25 protein-coding genes are annotated in these 24,059 nt (G+C 48.2%); 3 read left to right on the plus strand and 22 right to left on the minus strand.

Annotated features, from left to right (window positions below; all coding sequences use genetic code 11):
• Positions 1-8: 8 nt before the first annotated feature.
• The 12 genes from fliP to flgG all read right to left on the minus strand — a co-directional run bounded on the left by fliP (position 9) and on the right by flgG (position 9,466).
• Entirely contained in the window at positions 9-797 is a 789-nt protein-coding gene (gene fliP / locus ACSYSY_RS08000) for a flagellar type III secretion system pore protein FliP (protein WP_491707042.1), read from the minus strand.
• Positions 790-1,197, minus strand: coding sequence for a hypothetical protein (locus ACSYSY_RS08005; RefSeq protein WP_491707043.1), 408 nt, complete (start codon positions 1,195-1,197; stop codon positions 790-792). Before ACSYSY_RS08005 ends, fliP begins: the two co-directional genes overlap by 8 nt.
• Positions 1,198-1,214: 17 nt before the next feature.
• Entirely contained in the window at positions 1,215-1,595 is a 381-nt protein-coding gene (gene fliN, locus ACSYSY_RS08010; protein WP_491707044.1) for a flagellar motor switch protein FliN, read from the minus strand.
• A complete protein-coding gene (locus ACSYSY_RS08015) occupies positions 1,595-2,281 on the minus strand; it encodes a FliH/SctL family protein (protein WP_491707045.1) in 687 nt (228 codons plus the stop codon). Before ACSYSY_RS08015 ends, fliN begins: the two co-directional genes overlap by 1 nt.
• Positions 2,282-2,322: 41 nt before the next feature.
• Positions 2,323-3,399, minus strand: a complete 1,077-nt coding sequence (locus ACSYSY_RS08020) for a flagellar motor switch protein FliG (RefSeq protein WP_491707046.1) — start codon at positions 3,397-3,399, stop codon at positions 2,323-2,325.
• 3 nt (positions 3,400-3,402) lie between these two features.
• Entirely contained in the window at positions 3,403-5,043 is a 1,641-nt protein-coding gene (gene fliF / locus ACSYSY_RS08025; RefSeq protein ID WP_491707047.1) for a flagellar basal-body MS-ring/collar protein FliF, read from the minus strand.
• 211 nt (positions 5,044-5,254) lie between these two features.
• Positions 5,255-5,608 (minus strand): hypothetical protein, encoded by a 354-nt coding sequence (locus tag ACSYSY_RS08030; protein ID WP_491707048.1) that lies wholly within the window; start codon positions 5,606-5,608, stop codon positions 5,255-5,257.
• Positions 5,609-5,634: 26 nt separating this feature from the next.
• Positions 5,635-6,309, minus strand: a complete 675-nt coding sequence (locus ACSYSY_RS08035; RefSeq protein WP_491707049.1) for a MotE family protein — start codon at positions 6,307-6,309, stop codon at positions 5,635-5,637.
• A gap of 44 nt (positions 6,310-6,353) precedes the next feature.
• Positions 6,354-6,836, minus strand: a complete 483-nt coding sequence (locus ACSYSY_RS08040; RefSeq protein ID WP_491707050.1) for a polymer-forming cytoskeletal protein — start codon at positions 6,834-6,836, stop codon at positions 6,354-6,356.
• Between the two features lie 63 nt (positions 6,837-6,899).
• On the minus strand, positions 6,900-7,607 hold the full coding sequence (gene flgH, locus ACSYSY_RS08045; RefSeq protein WP_491708255.1) for a flagellar basal body L-ring protein FlgH: 708 nt from the start codon (positions 7,605-7,607) through the stop codon (positions 6,900-6,902).
• Positions 7,608-7,643: 36 nt separating this feature from the next.
• Positions 7,644-8,663: a flagellar basal body P-ring formation chaperone FlgA gene (gene flgA, locus ACSYSY_RS08050; RefSeq protein WP_491707051.1), complete on the minus strand. Its 1,020-nt coding sequence runs from the start codon at positions 8,661-8,663 to the stop codon at positions 7,644-7,646.
• 14 nt (positions 8,664-8,677) lie between these two features.
• Positions 8,678-9,466: a flagellar basal-body rod protein FlgG gene (gene flgG, locus ACSYSY_RS08055; RefSeq protein WP_491707052.1), complete on the minus strand. Its 789-nt coding sequence runs from the start codon at positions 9,464-9,466 to the stop codon at positions 8,678-8,680.
• Positions 9,467-9,763: 297 nt separating this feature from the next.
• On the opposite strand from flgG, the gene flgF reads away from it, so the two are divergent.
• From flgF to ACSYSY_RS08070, 3 genes are all read left to right on the plus strand, one after another.
• Positions 9,764-10,513 carry a flagellar basal-body rod protein FlgF gene (gene flgF, locus ACSYSY_RS08060; protein ID WP_491707053.1) on the plus strand — a complete coding sequence of 250 codons (750 nt, stop codon included), beginning with the start codon at positions 9,764-9,766 and terminating at the stop codon, positions 10,511-10,513.
• 153 nt (positions 10,514-10,666) lie between these two features.
• Positions 10,667-12,406 (plus strand): flagellar hook-associated protein FlgK, encoded by a 1,740-nt coding sequence (locus ACSYSY_RS08065; RefSeq protein WP_491707054.1) that lies wholly within the window; start codon positions 10,667-10,669, stop codon positions 12,404-12,406.
• 41 nt (positions 12,407-12,447) lie between these two features.
• A complete protein-coding gene (locus ACSYSY_RS08070) occupies positions 12,448-13,545 on the plus strand; it encodes a flagellin family protein (protein ID WP_491707055.1) in 1,098 nt (365 codons plus the stop codon).
• Between the two features lie 35 nt (positions 13,546-13,580).
• Here ACSYSY_RS08070 and ACSYSY_RS08075 read toward each other — a convergent pair whose 3' ends face one another.
• The 10 genes from ACSYSY_RS08075 to ACSYSY_RS08120 form a co-directional block, all read right to left on the minus strand.
• Positions 13,581-15,002: a tetratricopeptide repeat protein gene (locus tag ACSYSY_RS08075; RefSeq protein ID WP_491707056.1), complete on the minus strand. Its 1,422-nt coding sequence runs from the start codon at positions 15,000-15,002 to the stop codon at positions 13,581-13,583.
• 114 nt (positions 15,003-15,116) lie between these two features.
• On the minus strand, positions 15,117-16,040 hold the full coding sequence (locus ACSYSY_RS08080) for a flagellin N-terminal helical domain-containing protein (RefSeq protein WP_491707057.1): 924 nt from the start codon (positions 16,038-16,040) through the stop codon (positions 15,117-15,119).
• 302 nt (positions 16,041-16,342) lie between these two features.
• Positions 16,343-17,305, minus strand: a complete 963-nt coding sequence (locus tag ACSYSY_RS08085) for a flagellin N-terminal helical domain-containing protein (protein ID WP_491707058.1) — start codon at positions 17,303-17,305, stop codon at positions 16,343-16,345.
• A gap of 154 nt (positions 17,306-17,459) precedes the next feature.
• Positions 17,460-18,131 (minus strand): hypothetical protein, encoded by a 672-nt coding sequence (locus ACSYSY_RS08090; protein WP_491707059.1) that lies wholly within the window; start codon positions 18,129-18,131, stop codon positions 17,460-17,462.
• Positions 18,132-18,189: 58 nt separating this feature from the next.
• Positions 18,190-19,314, minus strand: a complete 1,125-nt coding sequence (gene fliM, locus ACSYSY_RS08095) for a flagellar motor switch protein FliM (protein WP_491707060.1) — start codon at positions 19,312-19,314, stop codon at positions 18,190-18,192.
• 16 nt (positions 19,315-19,330) lie between these two features.
• Entirely contained in the window at positions 19,331-19,870 is a 540-nt protein-coding gene (locus ACSYSY_RS08100) for a flagellar basal body-associated FliL family protein (protein ID WP_491707061.1), read from the minus strand.
• A 123-nt stretch (positions 19,871-19,993) separates the two neighbouring features.
• Complete coding sequence (locus ACSYSY_RS08105) at positions 19,994-20,785, minus strand: response regulator transcription factor (protein WP_491707062.1); 792 nt, start codon at positions 20,783-20,785, stop codon at positions 19,994-19,996.
• A 307-nt stretch (positions 20,786-21,092) separates the two neighbouring features.
• The gene (hemH, locus tag ACSYSY_RS08110) at positions 21,093-22,121 is read right to left on the minus strand and encodes a ferrochelatase (RefSeq protein WP_491708256.1); all 1,029 of its coding nucleotides are present in this window, start codon (positions 22,119-22,121) and stop codon (positions 21,093-21,095) included.
• A gap of 60 nt (positions 22,122-22,181) precedes the next feature.
• Positions 22,182-23,222: an aspartate-semialdehyde dehydrogenase gene (locus ACSYSY_RS08115; protein ID WP_491707063.1), complete on the minus strand. Its 1,041-nt coding sequence runs from the start codon at positions 23,220-23,222 to the stop codon at positions 22,182-22,184.
• A 155-nt stretch (positions 23,223-23,377) separates the two neighbouring features.
• Positions 23,378-24,007: a 2OG-Fe(II) oxygenase gene (locus tag ACSYSY_RS08120; protein ID WP_491707064.1), complete on the minus strand. Its 630-nt coding sequence runs from the start codon at positions 24,005-24,007 to the stop codon at positions 23,378-23,380.
• Positions 24,008-24,059 lie beyond the last annotated feature (52 nt).

The following is a 24,059-nucleotide window of genomic DNA, read 5'->3' on the forward strand; positions in this document are numbered from 1 at the left end:
GAGTAACGTCACCCCCCTCCGAAACTACGAACCAGGCCACCAGACACCATCTGAAAACCATCGACCAACACGAAAAAGATCAGCTTAAAAGGCAGGGAGATCGTCGCAGGGGGTAACATCATCATCCCCAGACTCATCAAAACACTTGAGGTGACGAGATCGATGATCAGAAATGGCAGATAAATCAGAAAGCCGATCTCAAAGCCTCTACTGAGTTCCCCCACCATAAAAGCGGGAATAATCACACGCCAGGGCGTTTTCTCAGCCGCAGAAACCGGCTTTAAATTGGCCAGATGATAAAAAACCTCGACATCCTTGGGGCGGGCATTTTTCACCATAAACGCACGGAAAGGCTCTGCTGCTGCTTTCAGCCCTTCCATTTCCTCGACCTGTCCGTTCATTAACGGCTCAATCCCCTGTGACCAGGATTGCTCCAAAGTCGGCTGCATAACAAACAGGGACAGGATCAGCGCCAGAGCAATCAGAACCGTGTTAGGCGGCGTTCCCTGTGCGCCCAAAGCACTGCGCATGAGTGAAAGCGATACAATAATCCGGGTAAAAGCCGTTACCATGACCAGAAGGCTCGGAGCCAGAGCCAGAACTGTAATCAGGGCCGTCAGTTGGACAAGACGGCTCGTCGTTCCGGCCTCACCTATGCCACCCCCTTTGCCCATATCAAAAGTGACAGACTGCGCCAGCACCGGATGGGCCCAGAGACAGAGGACTCCCACACCCCCTGCCAGAAGGGCAAGGAAAGAAAAAAGGCAAAAACGTTTTAAGGAAATCCTGTCAGACATGGGAGGAATTCTTCTGAGCTTTATCACCGGCACCATCTCCTGATGGATCAGGACAGGACATGTGAGAAGGCGTTTCATCGAGCCAACCCACACAAAGATCGCTTCCCCCACCGATCAGGAGGACCGCGAGAGCCTTCTTTCCACCAGAGCTTTCAATAGAAACGGAAACCAGTTTTCGTTTGGAATCAAGCGGGACGACGTCACGGACGGAGAAAGTTCCTTTGGAAGGCGATGTTTTTTGATGAAGCAGACGCGGCATAAATTTTTTCAGGCGATCAACCAGAAACAGAATGCCAAGCATCAAAGCCAGGACCAGAATCAACGCAAACAGGGCGTTCATATGAAACCCTGTCAGGCCATCCGATACGTGATTGGAAACGTCCGTCGCTTTCCCCAACATAGGCCCTGCTTCTCTTCCTAGACGTCTTCGATTGGGGCGGAGATGATATCTGTCATCGTCACGGCAATATTATCATCTTCGATAATGGTAATCTCGCCTCGGGCAATCAGGCGCCCATTCGCATAAATATCGATCGCTGATCCCAGCTTCTTGTTTAAGGAGACCACCGCTCCACGCCCGAGGCGGACAAGGTCACGGACAGGCATTTTGACATCACCCACCACAGCTGTGATTTTGACGGGCACATCAAAAATCGCCTCTCTCTCATCTTCCTGAGTAAAGACCGCTTCTGTGAAAGAGGAAGGCGGTGCAGAGACTTTCTGGCTTTCAGAGGCAGTCTGTGCCGGTTGTTCTGAAGTCGGGGACATATTTCCCTGTTTATTGTCTGTCTCTGCCATTATTTTTCTTCCTGTCTGTTCTGATGGCCGCTAGAGCCCTTGATATGATCCATTGCCGATTTGATCTGGTCTCGCACTTTGCGTTGCCACTCTGTACGGTCCAGCTTCAATTCATTACGTGATGATAGAATCCTCACACACCCCACCTCACAAGACGGGTCACTTTTTATGGTAACGTCAGAATAGTGCCCAAGAACCTTCTTCAGGGCCTCTTCTTCACTCTCGTTACAGGAAACAATGATTTCCCCTGCACATTCCTTCAGGCTCTCCTGCACAAATGACAGAATATCCTGGCTGAATTTGCGTTGAACAAAATCTGTCCCGGAAATCTGTTCCCCCATAAGATCGCAAAGTGTTACGAAAACTTTCCGGGAAAAAAGCTCCAGCATCTCACGGCGTTGCTCTTCCTCTTTTTCCAGAAAAGAGAAACATTCATCCACGCTCTCTATCATTTGTGGAAGAAGAGCCGCATGCGTTTCTTCACGCCCCTGCTGATACCCTTCCTCAAAAGCCTGTTTTTTCAGAGCCTCCAGTTCTTCTGGTTGCAGACGAAGCGACGTATCAACAATTTCCGGCTCCTTTTCCGTACTCACTTCGGGAAGCGCCTCGGAAATGACCGCCGGTATTTCCTCTTCTCTTGTAGGCGGGAGACCAAAATCTTCCAGTTGTTCTATAAAGGAGACCATCTTATCTGACCCTGCAAAAAAAACTCAATGAAGACGCCTCGTCACTCAATCAGCTCATCAGAGACAGGGGCAAGGTCAATATCTCCGTTATTGGACATCTCCTTGATAAGGGCGATAATTTCCGTCTGTGCTGCTTCGGCATCTTTCATACGTACAGCCCCCAGATTGGTGACTTCATCAAGCAGGATGGCACCGGCACGCCGCGACATACAGGCCAGAAACAGTTTGCGCGTATTCGGATTGGCTCCTTTGAGCGCCATTGGCAGTCTGGCGCGCAACTCACCATTTTTGTTGATAGCGGCCATAACCCGCATCATATCGTCTGAAGAGAGGCGTTTGACATCGTCGAAGGTAAATTTCAGCTTATTGACCTTCTCCATATCTTCCAGGCTTCTTTCACCCAGAAGATCTGTCAGGGTTGTTTCGGTTCTCTTGTCAAAATTATTATAAACCTCAGCAACAAAAGCATAGCTGTTCCGCTTGGAGGAACGCCCGAACGCCGTAATCAGCTCACGCTGAAGCGTATCTTCCAGACTGGCCAGCACGTCACGACTGACTGGCGTTGTATGAAGCATACGCATAATCACATCGATCGTGAAATCCTCTGGAAACAGGCTTAAAACACGTGCCACATGCGCTGGAGAAATATAACTCAATATGACTGCCACAGTCTGAGGCTGCTCATTACGCAGATAATTGGCCAGAGCCGTCTCAGGCATGTTCGTCATTTTTGTCCAGACGCTCTGACCGGCCGGACCACGGATCTCATCAAGAATTTTTGCAACAAGATTGGCAGGAAGAGCCCTCTTCAGATATTCTTCTGTCGTTTTATAAGACCCGACAAGACCGGCTGAAATACCCATTCCATGTGCAAAATCAGCACAAACAGACTCAGCAGCTTCAACACTGACCGGCCCGAGAGACGACATTGCCATTGAGAGCTCGCGCAGCTCATCTTCCTTTAACGATCTTAAAATCTGCGCTGAACGTTCCCGCCCGATTGATAGCAGCAGAACAGCTGCTTTCTGCTGCCCCGTCAGAGTGACAGCGTTTGCCTGCGTGTCGGGTTTATTAAGCACGCTTGCCCTGCCGATATTATTACTTCCCCGCTCGATCATCACCTACCCTTTCCTGCCAGCCCCATTATTCTGACTGGCATTCGGCTGAAGCAGCCAGCTTCTTATGATATAAACAGCCTCATCAGGATCATTCTCTATCTTGTCAAAGACCGTTTCCAGAAGGGTTGGAGGCAGCTTGCTCTGCACTCCTGCAACGGCATTATCAGCGCCGGCAATACTATCTGCAAGTGCTGCAGCCAGCTTGCCTTTATCCTCATCACCACTCAGGCCATCAGCTCCGCCATGCTCATTTCGTTTAATACGGTCGATGACATGTTTCAGGCGCCGCCCCAGAGGTTTGACAAAGAAAAGCGATGCCAGAGCCAGAAGCAGGATTGGCAACGTCCATTCCACAAAATTAATAACGAGATCTTTCTTCAGATAAGGTGGAACTTCGGGGACTCTGTCTGTGCTTTCCATCTTAAAGGGCATGGAGACGACGTTAACCTGGTCCCCACGCTCTTTGTCATAACCAATGACGGTCTGGACCAGAGTGGTAATTCTCTGAACCTCTTTATCATCCAGTGGCTGCCAGACAGCTTTCCCTTTTTTACCGGGCACGAAAGTGCCATCCACCATAACAGCCAGACTGATACGAGAAATACGCGGCCGCTTCTGATCAATGACACGAACTCTTTTGCCGATTTCGTAATTATTGGTCTCTTCAACCCGGTCATCCGTCGAACCACTGCGATTATCCTGCCCTGCATTGGCATTTGGCAGATTATTATTCACAGAGGCATCCTGACTCGCCTCTGTGTTCACACTTTTATCTGTGCTGGTGGTCTGGGATCTTAAAACCTGCTGATCAGGATCATAACTTTCTTCAGTTTCACGGATTATGTCCGTATTCATGGTGACAGCGGCCCGCGCTCTGACATGCCCCATCCCCAAAGTCGGGGTCAGAATATCTTCCACGGCCTGAGAGAGGCGTTGCTCTTCAGAATGACGCTGTTTTTCAAGAGTGGATTCCTGCTCAGCAAGACTGTCAGGGTCACCGGGTTTTGCGAGAAGTTCCCCTCTCGTATCCACAATGGAAATGCCATGAGCCTGAAGGCCGGGAACCGCTGCCGCTACAAGATTCTGTATCGCAGCAATGGCTCCTGGCGAAACAGCGCCAATCCGCCCCACATCTAAAATAACACTCGCCTGTGCTGGATTGGTCTGTGTCGAGAAGAGATCACGATGGGGCAGCACAAGATGAACACGCACATTTCTCACGCCATGGACAAGCCTGATTGAGCGTTCCAGCTCCCCTTCCATGGCGCGGGTCTCATTAACACCCTGTTCAAACTGCGTGCTTGTCAGTGTTCCATTTTTATCGAAAAGTTCGTACCCGACGGCCCCGCCGCTTGGCAAACCTGATTTCGCCAGAGATAACCTGGCTTCGGCCACCTTATTATGAGGGACATAGATTGTATGACCATCCGGGCTCGTTTTAGCCTTGATATGGCTCTTCGCCAGGTCATCAACCATTTCAGCAGCTTCATTAAGGTCCACACCTCCATAAAGGAGGCTCATCCCTTCTGACCCACTATAAAAGGCCAATCCACCCAATGCCGACAGAAGAAGCGCGGCAACCACACCCAGTGCGACAAGTTTTGTACGCCCAAGGCCTTTAAGGCCCGCTAATATCTTCTGCATAAAGCGGATATCTACTCACTATTAACAAAACTTCCGGCACGTTCCAATAAACATTACCCGGAAAAGACCCTGCCTCTATATAGTCGTCATTTTGCCTCTATTTTGACAAAATAGCAAAAATTCTTTTAACCTTCTGGTTAAAAAGTTCACGCTTCTGAAACGTAAAGAGGCTCAATCACACCACCTAAACAAGGAATTATTCTTTATAACCCTATGGGGGCAGGAATTGACTCGTAGGTGGTATTTTTTCAACCGGCATATTCAGCCTTCTGGCATTCTGGTCCTGTGTCAGGTCACGTGGCCCTTCATAAACCTCATGAGCAACATTAGGCATCAGATCCGGGCGCGCCCAACAATCAGTTCCATTCCAGCTTTGTGTACAATAGGGCTGTGGAGGTGGCTTGCGCGTTACAGGCTGGCACCAATCCTCTCCCGCGGCGACGTAACCTGCGCTACATTCCCGACCTGTCACCTTTCTGGCCACATAATCAGCCGTGCAGCCTGAAAGAATTTCTATCAGAAATAAAGAGAGAATAAGTCCCTTGATGATATGAAATTTAATCAAAACAACCCTCCCATAATGTCACCTTTCTATTGGCGCGATGGCAATAGAGACTCTGTATTGGACTTCGACCGCCCCGATAAACCGTACCTGGCGTTATTTTCCCGGGAGAAGGTTTCGTTCTCTGAACCTTCATCAAAATCTGACAGGCTCAGGGAGAAATTCTTATGAAACTTCCGGACGCCAACCAGATATTGCGAGACCATATTGACACGCTCGCGAGACATCTGAGCCATGATCGCTGAAAGCTTTCGCGTATTCATTCTGGCCGAAATGGCGACCAGAACATGTGGGTCCATTACATTGAATACAGCGGCCGCCTCACGTGGGCTCATATTTTCATAAATGCTGATAAGTCGTGTTACGGCAACATGATCGATTTTCTGATCATCCATCGGGTCATCTTCCCGTTCTCCCGATGCATCTCTTAAATTTTTAAGCTTCAGTTCCAGAGCCTGCCGGGCAGAGGCAAGGATACGTTTCTGTTCCTGAATATCTTCCACAGATTGCGGAGATATAAAATCTCTTCCCTGCTGAGGCCCTCCTGCCGTAGGTGCCTCTCTCTCCGATGAGGAAACTGCTTCAGCTCTGGACTTTGAAATAACAGTAACAGCCCCGATCACCAGAGTCAGAAGCACCATAAAAGCAGCAGCGCTTCTCAAGGAAGTCGAAATGGATCCACTATTCTTCTTTCCATTTCTCATAAAAACAACCCACGTCCTGAAATAAACACTAAAAGGAGGGACCCTCAGTCCCCTAAAGGGATATCAGCTTCAATATCGGCATGCTCAATAGGAACCGCCATGACCGGAGCAGGAAATCTGCCCGGGCGATCTTCTTGTTGCATAACCGAAATATGATCCTGCTGCCGGGTGGTCAGCTTAATATCGCCTTCAAAACAGGCTTTCTCATGCATGGAAAAACCAGTCGCCTCCCTGATCTCAATAATGCAATCAGAAATATGAGCGGTTTCGAGAATTTGCAGACGATTTACACGCAACAGCACCCCTGAAGCGCATCCCTTTATGATAACGGTTTCTGCCTCAACAGAGCCATTTCTCACTTTTCCTAAAGGTGAGATCACCAGCTGTTTCAGCTTGATATCAGAGTGCTCAACCACTCCCGAAATTGTCAGGATTCCTCCTGCCTCTCCCTGGAGATTACTGATAACCAACCCTTCTGGAATGAAACCCTCTAACGGTTTATGCTCATCCATTAAAATAAATTCCAATTTTGCATATTTTCCCAGGACACAGGCGTCACACTAAATAATTCTCGAAAGAGTCTTGTTTTTCTAGAAAGGCAGGACTTCATCGAGAGCCTTCTGCCCATATCGTGCATCCTGATAACGTGACAGCTGCCCACGCCCTCCATAAGAAATCCGTGCTTCCGCAATACGATCATGTGTAACGACGTTATCTTCTGAAATATCCTGAGGTCTGACCACGCCACTGACTGTGATCTGTCTTAACTCCCCATTCACTCTGACTTCCTGACGGGCCACAACCACAAAATTTCCGTTAGGCAGAACCTGCGTAATCACCCCCGCCAATGTCAACGTTACGGTTTCGTTACGACGAATACTTCCCGTCCCTGACGCATTGCTGGAACTCGATGTCTGTAAGAGATTATTGCCAATCACAGGACTTTTGAGACCAAAGAAAGCCGGGACACCGAAATTCTCGCCCCCACTCCCGGACGTCCCGGTATTATCGGTCATATTAGCGGTATCAGCGACTTCGACCTTAATGGTTAAAAGATCACCCGCCTGCGAGGCTCTCTGATCTTTGAAAAAAGCCCTGCTTCCCGGCCGCCATAAACTGCCTGCCTCACTGGGGGGGGCCTGAAGAGGCGGCATGGGCATCGTCACAGGGCGGTAATCCGGAGCAAGTGTCGGGTCTGAAGTCGTCGTCATACGAGGCGGATGACCCATCTCACTTAAATTGCCCGAACACGCTGAAAGGGCAAAGAAAGGAAAGATGAACCATTTTCGGTAGGTCATATGATAATCGCCCATATCGCTCGCCATTCCTCTTTATTATTGCAGGAAAGGCGTACGGAAACGCTTTCCTTCTTTTGAATTGGCAGGAATCGCTGTTGAAGAAGCGTCTACACGAATTTCACCCGAAGCCATGACCTTTCCCTGAACAATCATTTTGCTCCCCAGATTCAGGGCATGAACAAATTGGCCGCTCCCCCCGTCTTCCAGAGCCCGACCGGTCGCGGTCAGCCTGATTCCAGGACTGTTAAACGTAATCAGAACCGGGTCTCCCTGATGAACAAGTGTTATACGGCGCAAATCCGTCGCCAATATCGGCTCTCCTGCAGAAACCGCATGAGAGAGTGACATCCCGACAATATTATCGGGGTCAGGAAGTGCCTGGGAAGAAAGCGGGATTTTCCCTGAATAATCGGTCTCTACGTGCATGTCTCCATTCTGGATCACATAACCTGCAGGATGAGACGTATTATAGACGATGACAGGCTGACGCAGCTTGATTGACCCTCTTATTGTAAAGGAATCAACCGACTTATCTCCTGTCGGGTTTGCCAGATAAGCCGTTGCTGAGAATTTTCCCGTTTTCTTGTCCCAGTTAATATCAGAAAGACTGACCGGATTCGGCTCTTTTACATCAACTGTGAGGGGTTTGAAGCTTTCTATATCGACAACAAACCCGTTTTGCCCCTCTCCCAGAGAGATATTCTTTTTGACCAGATCTGCAAAATATTCCCGTCCCAGAACATGACCGGCACGTTTCAGGACCAGAGACGCTGTGGAAGATTGATCCTCCCATTCCACACCATATTGATCAGCTATTGCAATCAGCTGATATCCCCCAATCTGTATGGATTTTCCTGGAGCCGGTGCCGGACCGATAATCCGGTCCTGCCCAGGCTCCAGCCCGTCAAAAAGATCAGAAAGAGACACCTGATCGCTCGATATTTCTCCCGTGGAACGTAACGTTGCCGCAACGATAGGAGAAGAAGAGGAAACAGAGAGCACCATCATAGCGAAGAAAAACCATGCTACTTTGGCGCCAGGCCTGACAGCACGCATTGAATTCCTTACAATTAACGTAAATTCGTTAATGTCTGTAACATTTCATCGGTAGCGGTAATTGTTTTACTGTTCATCTCATAGGCACGTTGTGCTGTGATGAGATCTGTAATTTCAGTTACGGCATTTACAGCAGATTCTTCGGTATAACCCTGACGAATAGCGCCAAAACCCACACTCTGGGGATTGCCGTTAATCGGGTCACCTGAAGAGGTCGTCTGGGTAAAAAGGTTCTGCCCCATAGCGGCAAGACCGTTTTCGTTCTGGAACGTGGTCAGCTGCATCTGCCCCGCCACCTGGGCATCAGGCTGTCCCTGAATGGTGTATTGAACCTGCCCTGACTGATCAATCGTGATATTCTCAGCATTATTGGGGATCGCGATATTTGGCACCAGAGGGTAACCGTCAGCGGTCACAATATTGCCGTCCTCAGACATGGAGAATGTTCCATCACGCGTATAGGCATATTCACCTGAAGGCAGGAGAACACGGAAATAACCCCGCCCCTCAATGGCAAGATCAAGCGTGTTATTAGTCTGAATCAAGGGGCCCTGTTCATTAATACGGTAAATGGCGGCCGTCCTGACACCGAGACCAACCTGTGCACCGGCCGGCACACGGTAGCCTGTATCAGAGCTCATGGTCCCCACCCGGCGCAAATCCTGATAGATCAGATCCTGAAATTCCGCACGGCGCCTCTTGTACCCCGTTGTCGTCATATTCGCCATATTATGCGAGATCGTATCGACATTCGTCGTCTGGGCTTGCATGCCTGTAGCAGCAATTTCAAGAGACCGAAGCATAATTAGTTTCCCTCAAAAGCTCATTGCCAAAAAGCACGACTATTTCAGAAGACTCACAATGAATGTGGACAAGGAATCAGTTATTTCGAAAACCTGTCATCCTAATAGGCCATGTTTACCTTTAGGTTACGAATTAAGCATTCTATATGCAAGACGTTTTTATATAATTCAAAAATAAATTAATATTATATAAAGATATTAAGGCAAAATTATGATAAGTTTGAAGATCTTCTTTTTGCGAACATAGATTCTGTCCTTGTAACAAGGGAAAAACAGCTCTCTGGCTGGAGGCTTATTGTGGATACGACCAGTTACCTGGCACTTTCTCATATTGATACCCTGACACGCGCACTTGATGTCACGGCCAATAACCTTGCCAATGCAAGCACTGACGGTTTCAAGGCCTCCAATATCCTGTTTTCAGACTATATCTCGAGCCAGCACGGAACCATTGGAGCCGGAGCGGATAAAAAACTGCATTATAGCGAAGATAAGGCAACCTATCTCAATACCCTGCAAGGTGAGTTCAAAAGCACGGGAAACCCTCTGGACCTTGCCATTAACGGCCAGGGTTATTTTACGGTTAAAACCCCTCAAGGTATCCGGCTGACGCGCGATGGCAAGTTCCAACAAATGGATGATGGAACAATTGTTGATTCAGCAGGCAATCCTTTGCTTGATGACCAGAAAAGACCGATCGTCCTCAGCCCACAGGATATTCCACTGCCGCTTTCCATCGCTTCCGATGGGACAATCTCGACTGATAGAGGGCTCGTCGGCGTGGTTAATCTTGTCAGGGTTGATGATGATAACAGCCTGAAAAATGAAGGAAACCACCTCCTACGTCCAACGACCCCCACCCATAATATGGAGCGCAAGGAAATACGTCAGGGGATGCTGGAAGAAAGCAACGTCAATCCTGTCAAGGAGACGACGGATCTTGTCAGAATTCAGCGCGAATATGACCTTAATTTCCAGCTTCTGCAAAAAGACTTCACACGGCGCCTGAATGCGATTGATAAAATTACCTCTGAGACATCAGCCTGACCTGTGACGCTTTTATAAAAAGATCTTGTTTTAATTTTTTTGTAATAATTACCTCTTACTTACATGATGAATTAAGGCATTTTTAAGGCAATATGTTCACGTCATGTTTCGGGCGGTTATTTTTGAAACGACTATATTTTTGGGAGAATTCTGATGGGTCTCGGTGCCTCGCTTAATATTGCCACGAGTGGCCTCCAGGGGGTGGAAGGCCTGCTTGGGACAGTCTCCAAAAATGTATCCAATGCCTCTACCGACAATTACGTTTCAGAAAACGCCACGATTGTATCTGTTGTTGTCGGCAACCAGAATAGCGGCGTCAAGGTTGGTCATAACACCCTTTCCTATTCCCCTGCCCTTATGGCGGCCCTTTACACACAAAACAGCAAGGTCAGTAATCTATCGGCCACATATGACTCACTGAGTAATGTCGCCATGCTGCAAGGGACAACCGGGGCTGATAGTGATGGCAACTCGGACACAATGGGTACTCTGTCCAGTTATCTGGGCAAGCTGAAAACCAGCCTCATCAGTGTCACGAACGCCCCGACCAATGGCAGCACCCAATATGATGTGATCTCCAATGCAACGACATTGGTCAGCAACATCCATACGATGGCAGCGACCTATCAGACACAACGTCAGAATGCCCAGGATGCGATTGTCGGGGCGATCCCCGGTATCAATACTGACCTGACAACGATCGGCTCTCTTTCAAAAAAGATTATGGTCATGACGGCCGCAGGAGACGATACTTCCGACCTGGAAAACCAGCGTCTTGGCCTGATGGGTGATCTGTCAAACCGGCTGGGTGTCTCTTTTACGGAAAAAGCCAATGGTGACATGATCGTCACGACAGAAGACGGCGCCCAGCTACCCACACGCCCTGACCAGATTGGCCTTGCGGATGATACGCAAACCATCCCAACATCCGACTGGCCTCTTTCAACCAAAAAAACCGCCATTGCGCCCGGCATGTATCATAGTGAGATCAAGGAAAATGGCGGCATTCCCGGCATTATGCTGAATGGGAAGGACATCACCTCTCATCTCACAAATGGCACTCTGGGCGCCAATATCACGCTGAGAGACCAGACCTATCCCAAAATGCAGGCTCAGCTCGATGCTTATGCCTCTACCTTGATCAATCGTTTTGACGCTGCGGGAATGCCCCTTTTCACCCCCCTGGGCAAAGCGGCCATCCATAGTGACAGCCATAGCGTTCAGCTTGATGCCAATGACACTGTTCTGGGAACCGATGGAAAAGCCTTAACCGTCAATGGCGGCTATTACCTCAAGGCTGATCCCAATGACGCCAGCGGAACAAAATTTGTCACCGTTGCGAAAGCGACTGACCCGGCCAGTAGCGGAAAGGGGGGCGTTTCCATTGATTCATCGGGAACTGTTACCGGTGCCACTCTGGACATGATTGATCTCGCCTCGAAACTTGAGGTCAATCCTGATTATGCTGCCAACCCGGCCCTTGTCACGACAAATGCCAGCGGCCAGACGGGAGATATTACAACAGTCAATCATGTCCTGGATAAAACCTTCAGCAACAATATTGATGACGTTTCGGAAAATCTGGCCGCCCCTACGGATTCTCTCGGGCCTGACGGTTCCTTTACGACAGGATATCCCGGGACAGAAAGTCTTGACCAACTGGCAACCGACCTGACATCCACACAGGCACAGGTAGTGAATGCCTCTAAAACCGGGCTTTCTTCAGAGACCTCCATCCAGACAAATCTGACCACTCAGGTCAATTCCGTCTCCGGGGTTAATGTCAATAATCAGATGGCCATGATTGTCACATTACAAAATTCCTATTCGGCCAATGCCAAAGTCGTCTCCGCGGTACAGACCATGTTCAACGCTCTTATCAACGCTGTTTAAGCCTTCATAAGACGAGCGGAACAAGAAAGAGAGGGTTCATTATGTCAATGTCCATCGGTCAATATGGGGCGAACAGCGTCAATTTCATTCTGTCGCAGAGCATTAAAAACAACGAACAGAGCCAGGCTTCCATCTCATGGCAGATTGGCAGCGGTACGACGTCCTCAACCATAGAAGGGCTGGGAGATAACAGATATATCGCCCTGCAGCTCGGCCCTGAAATGGATGAAAATAATGCCTATCTCGACAATATCAGCTCCATGCTCAGCCGGCTGGATATCAGCTCCAAAGGGCTGAAACAGATCACGCAGCTTTCTCAGGATATGTATCAGACGACCACTGAGATGTTGGCCGTAGAAGATCAGGGATCATCCTCGGCAGGGGGCAATGCTGCCGCTGCCAAGGCTGACCTCGCGACCTTGAAACAGGCGCTTAATACCCCCGATAATGCCGGGGGCTATGTGTTTGCAAGCGGCGATGGCCGCCAGAGACCTATTCCGAGCAAGGATGACCTCAGTGATAGCCCCCTGGCGCACAAGATCAATGGTCTTGTTTCAGACATGCTCGATGGCAAAATATCTGCTTCTGACGTTTTTAAACAGGCAACAGAGGCAGCAGCCGATAATTCACCCGACCTGTCTGTTTTCGACCCCACTCTCTCCGTCTCCGGGCCGGATGCCCATAAAGAGCGCAAGAATATTGTGATCGGGGACCATGACCAGACGTGGTCGGCAGGGTTCGTCGCCACAGAAGGGGATTCAGCCCCCACAGACACCAGCACAGGCTCACCTGTCAGAGACCTCATGCGGAATATGATGCTGATTTCCGCTCTGGGCACTCACACCATGTCCGATAACGGCGTTTTTGACCTTGTAAAGCAGGTGCAATCTTCCACAAAAACAACCTCCGACACTTTAAGTGATACAGAATCTGCCACCGGCTCAGACCAGAACGCTCTGAAAAGCCAGCAAGGCACATTGAAAAGTGTCGGAATTGCTCTGGCAGATTATATGGGGACCAATATCAGTGCTGATCCGTCAGCTCTTGCCCTCAAATATGATAATTTACGCGCGCAGCTTCAGGTCTCTTTTACATTGATCAGCAAGTTAAAGGACCTTTCTCTGGCAAACTATATCTAGTTTCGAAGGATTTAAAGGAACGTGAGAGAGCGTTTTTACACGCTCTCATCTTCTTTTCTGATGACTCTGGCCTGCAGGTCCTGGCAGATTTTCTCAACCGGCACAGACCAGTCAAACGCTTTTTCCTGCTGATAAAGTGTCAGGGTTTTGTACCAGGGCGTGTCTTCCCGCCCATGAAGCCACCGCCAGCATTGATCAAAGCGGGATAGCAGCAAAACAGGCTTGCCTAAGGCAGCAGCCAGATGAGCCGTCGACGTGTCCACGGCCACCACAACATCCAACACCATAATCAAGGCCGCTGTATCGGAAAAATCATGCAGCTCTTTTGTATGATCAATCAGATGCATCGCCTTTGGCGGCGTTAAAGCCTGCTCTGCCTTATCGCCAATCTGCAAACTATAGAACAACGCCCCCGGCACGGCTTCTGCCAATGGTGCCAGAACCGATAAATCCATTGACCGACGGCGATTGGCAAAAGAGGCCACCTTCTCTTCAGGATGGGAAGAGCCGGACCAGACAAGGCCGATCTTTAGGCTATTTTGCCGGGGAAAATGTTTTTGATCTTCCTCAATCCGATTCTGCCAGAAAGCAATTTTTTGCGGATCTGCCTTCAGATATCCTTCTGGGAAGGGAATGGTCTCCAGATCTATGCCCAGTACATAAGGCAGACTCATCATCAGAACGTAATAATCATAGTCAAGAAGCGGCTCTTTTCTGGAACTGAACGAGATATCAGGAAAAGAGTACGAAAACAGTTCCAGAAGTTCCGGCGGCACGACCACAACAAGTCTGGCACCGAATGTCTTCATTTGCAGGAAGAAGCGGCTGAATTGAAGCATATCCCCAAAGCCAGCCTCTCCCAGAATTAAAAGGGTTTTGCCTTCCAACGGTTCGCCCGCCCAGGCCCGGGGTGGAAAAAGCTGTTTTCGTTCCTCTCTGGTCCAGCGCCATTCATTCTCACGAAAGCCCTCTTTATAATTGCCCGACGCCAGAAGGGAAATTGCATAATTCAGGCGCGTCTGCCGGTTGTCAGGCTCCAGCTCTATGGAAAGGCGGTAGAGCTCCTGCGCCACATCATAATGCCCCAGAGTTGAAAGACACATGGCCAGATTGCTTAACGCTTCGGGGTGGTTACTCTGGAGTTCAAGACATTTCTGATACGCCTTGATGGCATTCGCATAATCCTGAGCCAGCTGATAAAGATTGCCCAGATTGGACCAGCCGTCCGCTAAAGCCGGGTTATGCTCCAGAGCACGCGTCAAAGCCTGGAAGGCGCGGTCGAAATGATATTCCTTTAAAAGAGCTGCCCCGTAATTACTCAGCAGAACGGCATCATTCGGGTAAGCCCTGAGCACTTCTTCATAAAGTGGGAGAGCCTGCTGAATATGGCCTTCTTTTTGAAGTGATATGGCTTTTTCAATCAAAGGGAGATAGAGCGCTTTACCCTGGTCAGACATAAAATTCCTGCTTCCTGATAGATCAGGTTCCTGAAAAAAGAAAAAACGCTGCCACATAATGTAGCAGCGTCTTGACTGAAATCCGTCTTAGGAAAAAAGCCGGATTTACCACTCTTACTGGAAGAGGGAAAGAATGCTCTGGGACTGGCCGTTTGCAATGGTCAGTGCCTTGACACCCAGAGACTGTTTGGTCTGAAGAGCGGTTAATTTTGCACTTTCAGCAGACATGTCAGCATCCACCAGAGAGCTGGAAGCATCTGTCAGAGAGTCTGAAAGATTCTTGCCATAAGACGTCATTGAGGAAATGGTGATTTTATCTGACCCAAGATTGGATGTCAGATTCGTCATTCTTGTCAGAGCTGTTTCAACGGTCTTCATGACAGTAGCCGCATTCGCATCATCCGTACCGACATCCAGCAAATCACCATCAGCTGTACCAATGGCTCCAGCATTAGTGATCCCTAAAGCATCTGTCAGATTGGTCGGGCTGTCTGCTGCCGTATCACTATCTGTCAACTTCAGTAAGTCAGCTCCCCCCGTAATGACCTTCACATCACCCTGATTACCGGTCAGGAATGTCAGCTTGTTTGTGCTGATCCCATTATCGCTTTTACCGCTGATGGAGAAAAGATTAACGCCTTTTACTGTAGCATTATCAGCAATGGTGTTAATCGTTTCAGCCAATCCTTTCAGTTTGGCATTAAGAGAATCCTGGGAGTTTTGATCACCGGAATGGTTAAGATAATCTGTGACGGAAGAACGGACGTCATTTAAGACGCTGACGATTGAATCAGCCGCATTGAGGGTCGTGCCGACAACTTCTGAAGCGTAGCTCAGACCATCATTCACAGCATTCTGGCCGGAAATATCGTTATTGATCTGAGAAGAAATGCCATAAGTAGCCGGATTGTCAGCCGCTGATGAAACTTTTTTACCTGTCGCCACAGCGTTCTGGGCTGCGCTCAGACTCTCCTGCGTCTGATTCAGGGTCTCAAGTGCCACGAGGGCGGAGGCATTATTGTTAATTGATAAGCTCATTTTGAACCTCTGTTTTTCTCTACGGAGAGCCGGAAAGTCGGCTTTTCGTTTCTGTAAGAGTTAATAAACAGTCAAAAGGCTACAAAAATATTAACAACAACGCCTCTTTTTCGACACAATCTCAAAAAAGACAGTTTATAGGCTTAAAAATACCTTATTTTTTGAATTGTCTCTTACGTAATAATGCGACTCGCATCGACATTAAGGAAAAATATTTTTCGTCTGAAAAGAAAAAACGCTGCCACAAACTGTAGCAGCGTTCTCGCAAAATTCACCTTACAGAAAGGCTGGATATCAAGCTCTTACTGGAAAAGGGAAAGAATGCTCTGGGACTGGCCGTTTGCAATGGTCAGTGCCTTGACACCCAGAGACTGTTTGGTCTGAAGAGCGGTTAATTTTGCACTTTCAGCAGACATGTCAGCATCCACCAGAGAGCTGGAAGCGTCTGTCAGGGAGTCTGAAAGATTCTTGCCATAAGACGTCATTGAAGAGATTGTGATCTTGTCTGACCCGAGTGAAGACGTCAGTGTCGTCATTTTCACAAGAGCATCTTCAACTTTCTTCAGCATTTTCGTCGCTGTAGCGGTCGTCACGCCATCCGTACCAGAGACCTCTAAAAGACCACCTGCATCACTTGAAACTGTGCCATTTCCACCATTCGCGTCCCCGTTCGTAAGACCCAAAGCATCTGTCAAAGGTGCAATAGTTGTTGACGCCCCCTGACTTGCAGGAGCTGCCGGGGCTGCAAATAGATCTGCTGCCCCTTTGACGGTCTTCACGTCGCCTTGATTTCCAGTCAGGAATGTCAGCTTGTTCGTGCTGATCCCGCTATCATCGTTTGTTCCCATAGTCAGGAGATTTACCCCTTTAACGGTCGCATTACGGGCAATGGTGTTAATCGTTTCTGCCAGACCTGACAGCTTGGCTTGAACCGAATTCTTGGAATTATCATCACCAGAATGGTTAAGATAATCTGTGACGGAAGAACGGACGTCATTTAAGACGCTGACGATTGAATCAGCCGCATTGAGGGTCGTGCCAACAACTTCTGAAGCATAGCTCAGACCATCATTCACAGCATTCTGGCCGGAAATATCGTTATTGATCTGGGAAGAAATGCCATAAGTAGCCGGGTTATCAGCCGCTGATGAAACTTTTTTACCTGTTGCCACAGCGTTCTGGGCTGCGCTCAGACTCTCCTGCGTCTGATTCAAGGTCTCAAGTGCCACAAGGGCGGAGGCATTATTGTTAATTGATAAGCTCATTTTGAACCTCTGTTTTTCTCTACGGAGAGCCGGAAATTCGGCTTTTCGTTTCTGTAAGAGTTAATAAACAGTCAAAAGGCTACAAAAATATTAACAACTACGCCCCTTTTTTGACACAATCTTTAAAAAGACAGTTTATAGACTTAAAAATACCTTATTTCTTATCGAGTCCCGTCATGTAAGGGCGTGGCTTCCGGATAGAGGATGGGACGATTCCCTCCAATTTATCCGAGAATGTTGCGCTGGAAACTTCTTCTTCCGGCGGCAAATCCATAACTTTTTCTGCTGAAGAGAATAATCTGGTTTTTACCGACCTTACCTGAGAGGCAGAAGAACCGGCCCCTCTGTTCGGTTCTTCAAGACCGGAATCACGTGTTTCTGGAAAAATATCCAGCCTTTCTGGCCCCTGCTGTCTGCTTTCCTCCAAAGACGAATCCAGATTTTTCAGAGTCGCCTGCGCCTGCTCAATCGCTGCAAAGAGCGCTGCCTTTTTCTCATCCGCCTTTTTAATGTCATGGTCCAGGTCAGTATTGATCTCTGTGGCCATTTTCTGGAGGTCCTGCAGGTCCTCCGTGGCATTACGGGCATACTCCACCAAAGCGCTGAGTTTTTTGCCCCCTCTGGCGGATTCCTGTTGCATCGCTTCAAAAAGACGCCCGGCATGTTCAGTCGAGCTATCGAGATTCGCGACCATCTGCTCCAGTGACTTATGAATTTCCCTGATTGCTGAAAGGCGTCTGGCGATGGATCTGGAGCTGACAATCCCGATGATAATAACCAGAATCAGTATAACTTCGACAATGATCTTCAAATTATCAAAAAGCATAATGTTTCTGCCTGTTTTTCAAAAAGGGTAGCTCCATAATTACGTCCCTCATCACATCTTATCGGGGCGTAAATTGTTTACCCAGAGCTCCGAAATCCGCCACTGTTTTGATTTCATCAGCAGGGGGAATCAAACGGTGATCAATACGGACCGCCTGCATGTCCTTTAATTTGCCCAATGTTGCATAAAACATGGGTTTACGGTCACATTCCAGTCTCACACGATAGGGCTCTTCCCTTTTATGAGGCAACCTCATAATAGCGCCTTTGCGTAAGGAAAGGATTTTTGAAAGAGGGATCATGGTCTCTTCAAAAACAGCTGAAAGCGTCACATTTGTATCAAGAATCTGCTTGATCAAATGATCTTCCCAGACAGTGTCACTCCCAAAATCCTCACCCATAAATTGCTGGGTTAATTTCGTCCTGACCGGCTCCAGCGTCGCATAGGGCAGGATGACCGTAATATTCCCGCGACGCCCATTGATTTCATTACAGAACTGGGCTGCAATCACAGCATTGAGGGGGCGGGTGATCGTTGCAAAATGAGGGCTGAGTTCAATCCGTTCAAAAGCCAGCCTTATATCCCCGACCGGAGTAAAGGCTTCCTGCAAGTCCCCAAGAATAAGAGTCACCAGCTTATCAAGCAGGGTGCGCTCCAACGCCGTTGGTTGCCTGTCTTCAGCAACACTGCCTTCGAGCCCGCTTTGCCCGCCTATCAGCACATCCACGATGGCATAGGCCAGATCCGCATCAATGACGATCAAGCCGAGATTTTTCCACTCTTCAGCCTTGAAAATCGCAAAAACAGATCTCTTCGGTGTCGATTCCATATAATCGCCGAAGCGCATGGAATTCATATTTTCCAGAGAGATTTCAACAGACTCGTTTGTGAAACCACGCAATGTCGACGTCCAGAAACGGATAAACCGGTCCAGGATATTCTCAAGCATGGGCATACGCTCATACGCAACAAATCCCGTTTCGATAATCCGCTCAAGACCGCCTTTTTCCTTTTTCTCCAGCAGGGAAAAGTCAGTTTCACGCTCTGAAAAACTCTTTTTTGAGCCTCTCTCGCTGTTTGAAGCCGGTGTCAGAGACTCGTTAACCAGATGCTCCTCGCCTGTATCAAGCTTGATATCCCCGGCATCCAGAGCAATATCAGTTGGGTCTTCTCCGTCCAGCATTCTATCAGTCAATCTCTCATTGGGTCAGTAATTGCGTGATATAGATATTCGTCACATTTAGAGGTGCCAGCTCTATTCTCAACCGTCTCAGAAGAGATTCCTTCAGCCGGTAGAACCCGCTTCCATGCAACTCTTCCGGTCTGGTTTCATGAAGATATGTCTGGAAAATATCCTGAATCCGGGGAACGACCCTCTGAAGGGTTGCTGAATCCTGCTGCCCCTGAATTTCAACATTCGCGGCCATTTTAACATAGACAACAGAGCCATCCTGGCTATCGAGATTGGCCGTAACAGCTGGAATACCCAGAAGAGAATTTGAACTGAGCAGATTCTTTATTCTCTGCTGCTCTGCCATCACGCGATCCGTTTTCCCGGAAAAAGGTAAAGAGCCCTTTTCCCATGAGAAAAAAAGCCCCCCTGCCACTAAGACAAGACAAACCCCACCAATCATTATGAGGCGCTTTTTACTGGTTTTCAGCTTAAGAGACGCCTGATTAACCGCAGATTGTCCATCTTCTTTTTCTTTCTTTTCGGGAACGGAAGGGCTTTCAGTCATCTATACACAGGCTCCTGATCAGAAAAACCATAAATTCATAGTCTTACTTTTACTCATTAGAAACAAACTTCTCAATAAATGAATAATTCATAAACATTTTTGCCTACAAATTATTCAGGTTCCCTAACGTCCTGATACAATATCGAGCCCGCTTGTAAGAGGAAGGCTGGATTCTTTTGAAACGTGACGAACATTTTCAGGCTCATCCACAGCTCTCGCCCCCAAGGGAAGAAAAGCCTCGTCATTAAGACGGTATCCCAGTCCCCAACTTGTCCTGAAAGGCTCAGAAATACCCCTTTTTCTGAATTTCTGCCGGATACGGCAAATCATCACATCAATTGTCTTGCTGGCTGGCATATTTTCATCTGTATAGAGTGCATTCAGGATGACAGTCTTATTGAGCAGACTTCCTCGCCGCTTCACCATGAGAGCAACGATTTCGTACTCTGCGTGAGTCAGCATAACAGGCTCATCATCAAGAAGAACTTCACTCGTCTCTTCTCTGACTTCCAGACGCCCGATCGACAATATCTGACTGCTGACCCTCTCTCCTTCATGGCGACGCACAATCGTTTTCAAACGTGCCAGAAGCTCAACAGGATCAACCGTGATGGGAACACAGTCATCAGCACCGGCCGATAAGGCACTTGCTGTTGTCTCTGCTGTAAGAAAACGGGCTATAATAAGAATAGGTATATTAAAATGATTATTTCTGATCGTTTTAATAAGAGAACATTCTGGCTGAGTTTGCTGGATAACAGCCACATCCGAAGGAAATTCACGTAAAATATTCAGGACACCCTCACGTCCGGACATACGCAACACAATCTTTCCCTTCAAAATTGCGGAAGAAAGTGTAGCGCAGGGGCGACCATCCATATTTTTAAGTGTATCTCCAATACAAATCAAACGCATGATATTTCCCTATTGAAGCAATCCAAAACTGGAAAAATCCACCTTTATCTTATGAAATAATATAAAGACTGAAAAACTGCGAAAAAACATCATGGCCCTCATTAAAAAGAGCCAGGAACTCAATTAATTCTATATTAAACCCTTTTTTGACATATTTCTTATTCTTTATAAAGTTTCACGTTTTCTCTAATAAGAAAAACTGTTTTTTGAGAATGGTTTAATAACTTTTCTTAATTAGGAGCCCTTATTACAGGAAAAACCTTCTTTCACCCGAGTTTACTTATTTCAGGATCCAGTTTCAGCATGCTTAAAGAAACGCTTTTAAGGCCTGACGTGAAACCGCCTCCAGCGTTCTGATCGCCCCTTCAGAATCATTTAAACAAGGAATAAAGGCGAATTTTTCTCCCCCGGCTTCCAGGAATTCATGTTTTAATTCACGGCCAATTTCGTCCAGCGTTTCAATACAGTCGGTCATAAAACCAGGTGTCAGAACGGCAATATTTTTCACCCCTTCCTGCGCCAGCTCTTTCACATAAGACGATGTATAAGGCTTGATCCATTCAGTCGGTCCGAAACGCGACTGAAATGTCACAGGGGCTTCCTCTTCTGTCATGCCAAGACTTTTCCTTAGAGCAATCGCTGTGCGGAAGCACTCATCACGGTAAGGATCGCCTTTCCTGACAAAAAACTCCGGCACCCCGTGGAAAGACAGAATAAGACGCTGAGGCCTGAAATCCAGTTTCTTCACCTCTTCTGTAAAAGACTCTGCCAGAGCCTCAATAAAAACCGGATGATCGGGGAAAGAAGGGGTTGTAACAAGATAAGGCTGACGACGCTGACGCATCAGAACACGGAAAAGCTGATCCTGCGCAGTCGCGGTTGTAGACGCAGAATATTGCGGATAAAGCGGCACGCTCACAATATGGTCGCACCCCTGCTTCATTAATTCCGTCACGCCCTGTTCAATCGAGGGGTGCCCATAACGCATCCCCCACGCGACGGGAATCCCGTCTTCAGCAAAGCGAGTTGCCAGTTTTTCAGCCTGACGCTCTGTATAGACCCGCAACGGAGAGGCATTTTCCTCTTTATTCCAGATCCGCTCATAATTACGGCCACTTTTAAAAGGCCGACGTGTCAGGACAAGAACCTGCAAAACAGGTTGCCAAAGCCATGACGGCATCTCAACAACACGTTTATCTGAAAGAAATTCCTTCAAATAACGGCGGACTGCAAAATAACCTGTATTTTCAGGTGTGCCGAGATTGATGAGAAGAATACCAACCCGACCTTCTGGCTGGGAGGAAAGAGAGGGAGGAGGGGTGATAAAATCATTCATAATCAATCAACTATGAACCTCCCTCCCATGAAAGAAAAGAAAAAGAGACTTAAGAGAAACTTACGCTTTCCAGAGCGGAGAGTCCTTGCCCAGTAATTTCTGTTCAACCAGACATTCTGCAATCTGGACAGCGTTCAAAGCGGCTCCCTTGCGAAGATTGTCAGACACGCACCAGAATGCCAGACCATTCTCAACAGTTGGATCTATGCGCAAACGTGAAACGTAGGTGTCATCTTCCCCGACACATTCAATAGGAGTGACGTAACCGCCATCTTCACGCTCGTCACGCAAGATAACGCCCGGCGCATTCCGCAACGCATCCTGTGCCTTACGCAAATCAACCGGTTTCTCACATTCAATGGAAATTGCCTCGGAATGACCGATAAAGACCGGCACACGCACACATGTTGCCAGCACCTTGATATCGGGATCGAGGATCTTGCGTGTCTCGACCGCCATTTTCCATTCTTCTTTCGTTGAGCCGTCATCCAGGAACCGATCAATATGGGGAATCACGTTAAAGGCGATCTGTTTGGTAAATTGTTTTATGTCAGGAGCGTCATTTACAAAACTGCCGCGTGTCTGTGTAAACAGCTCATCCATCCCTGTTTTGCCAGCCCCTGAGACCGCCTGATAGGTTGAAACAACCACCCGGCGAATTTTAAAGAGGTCATGGAGCGGCTTTAAGGCCACAACCATTTGCGCTGTGGAACAATTTGGATTGGCAATAATCCCTTTTTTCGCTTTTTTGCAGGCCGCAGCATTGACTTCCGGCACAACAAGCGGGACACCCGGCTCCATCCGGAAATGGGACGTATTATCAACCACAAGACAATGCGCCGCTGCTGCTTTCGGGGCATAAATCGCTGATACAGCACCCCCGGGAGAGAAAAGCCCCAGATCCCAGCCTTTAAAATCAAAAGTCTCGAGATTCTGGACTTTCAGGACTTTTTTATCCCCAAAAGAAACTTCTTTCCCAACAGACCGCGGGGAAGCAAGAGCAACGATCTCATCGACCGGGAAATTACGTTCTGCCAGAATACGCAGTAATTCACGCCCTACTGCCCCCGTTGCACCGGCAACGGCCACTTTATAACCCATTTATTATTCTCCCTGGCGCAGGTCCGGATATGCCTGACTTTGCACGATACAAACAAGTTGGATAAGAGAAAACCACTCCCCGATCATCCGTGCAAGGGGAAGCTGCCGATAAAAACCAATAATGTTAATTCTTTACTTACGCACGCCCTCTTTATTCATGCGCTCAGCTTTTTCCATAAGGCAGAAATCTTGTGGCGCTTCTGTTCTATCGAAGTCCGCCAACCTGTCGCCATATAATTGAGCTGGATTGTATTGCGTGGCCCGCAATAAGGTAAATGCCCGTGCCAACTGGCCGGATGATTGGGAAAGACAACCAGAGTGCCCCCTATGGGTGGAATTTCCACCACGTAATCATCAATATGATCGGGACCGCGCGTAAAACGCAGACACCCCTCATGAGAACTCCAGTCACGTGCAGGATCATTCATATAAAGCAGGATCGTGACCCGTTTTGAATCGCTGTCTAAATGAATACGACCATCTTTTTCACGGGTCTGCCCACGCAGTGTGAGCATGGTCGGCGCCTTTTGGAGGTCGATCCCAAATCTTTTTCCAATCAGCGATTTCAGCTTTTCCCCCTGAAACTCTTCCAGAAAACTGGAAAACTCAGACTTGAGAGACAGAGAGTGAGGTGAAAAAGATCCCCCCGCCCCGATAGAAGGGAAAAGCGCAACCAGCTGGCTGAGCGCATCGCCACGTAAAAAATCAGGGACCACCAGATGAGGGCAGGGCAAGGTTTGAAGAGGGGCCTGTTCGACCGCTTCATAATGCAGGAACTCAACCATAATGTAATGATGCTAACGCCCTTCTCTCACCCTTGGCAAGGGGACTTTCCCT

The organism is Aristophania sp. ESL1100 (assembly GCF_058511235.1).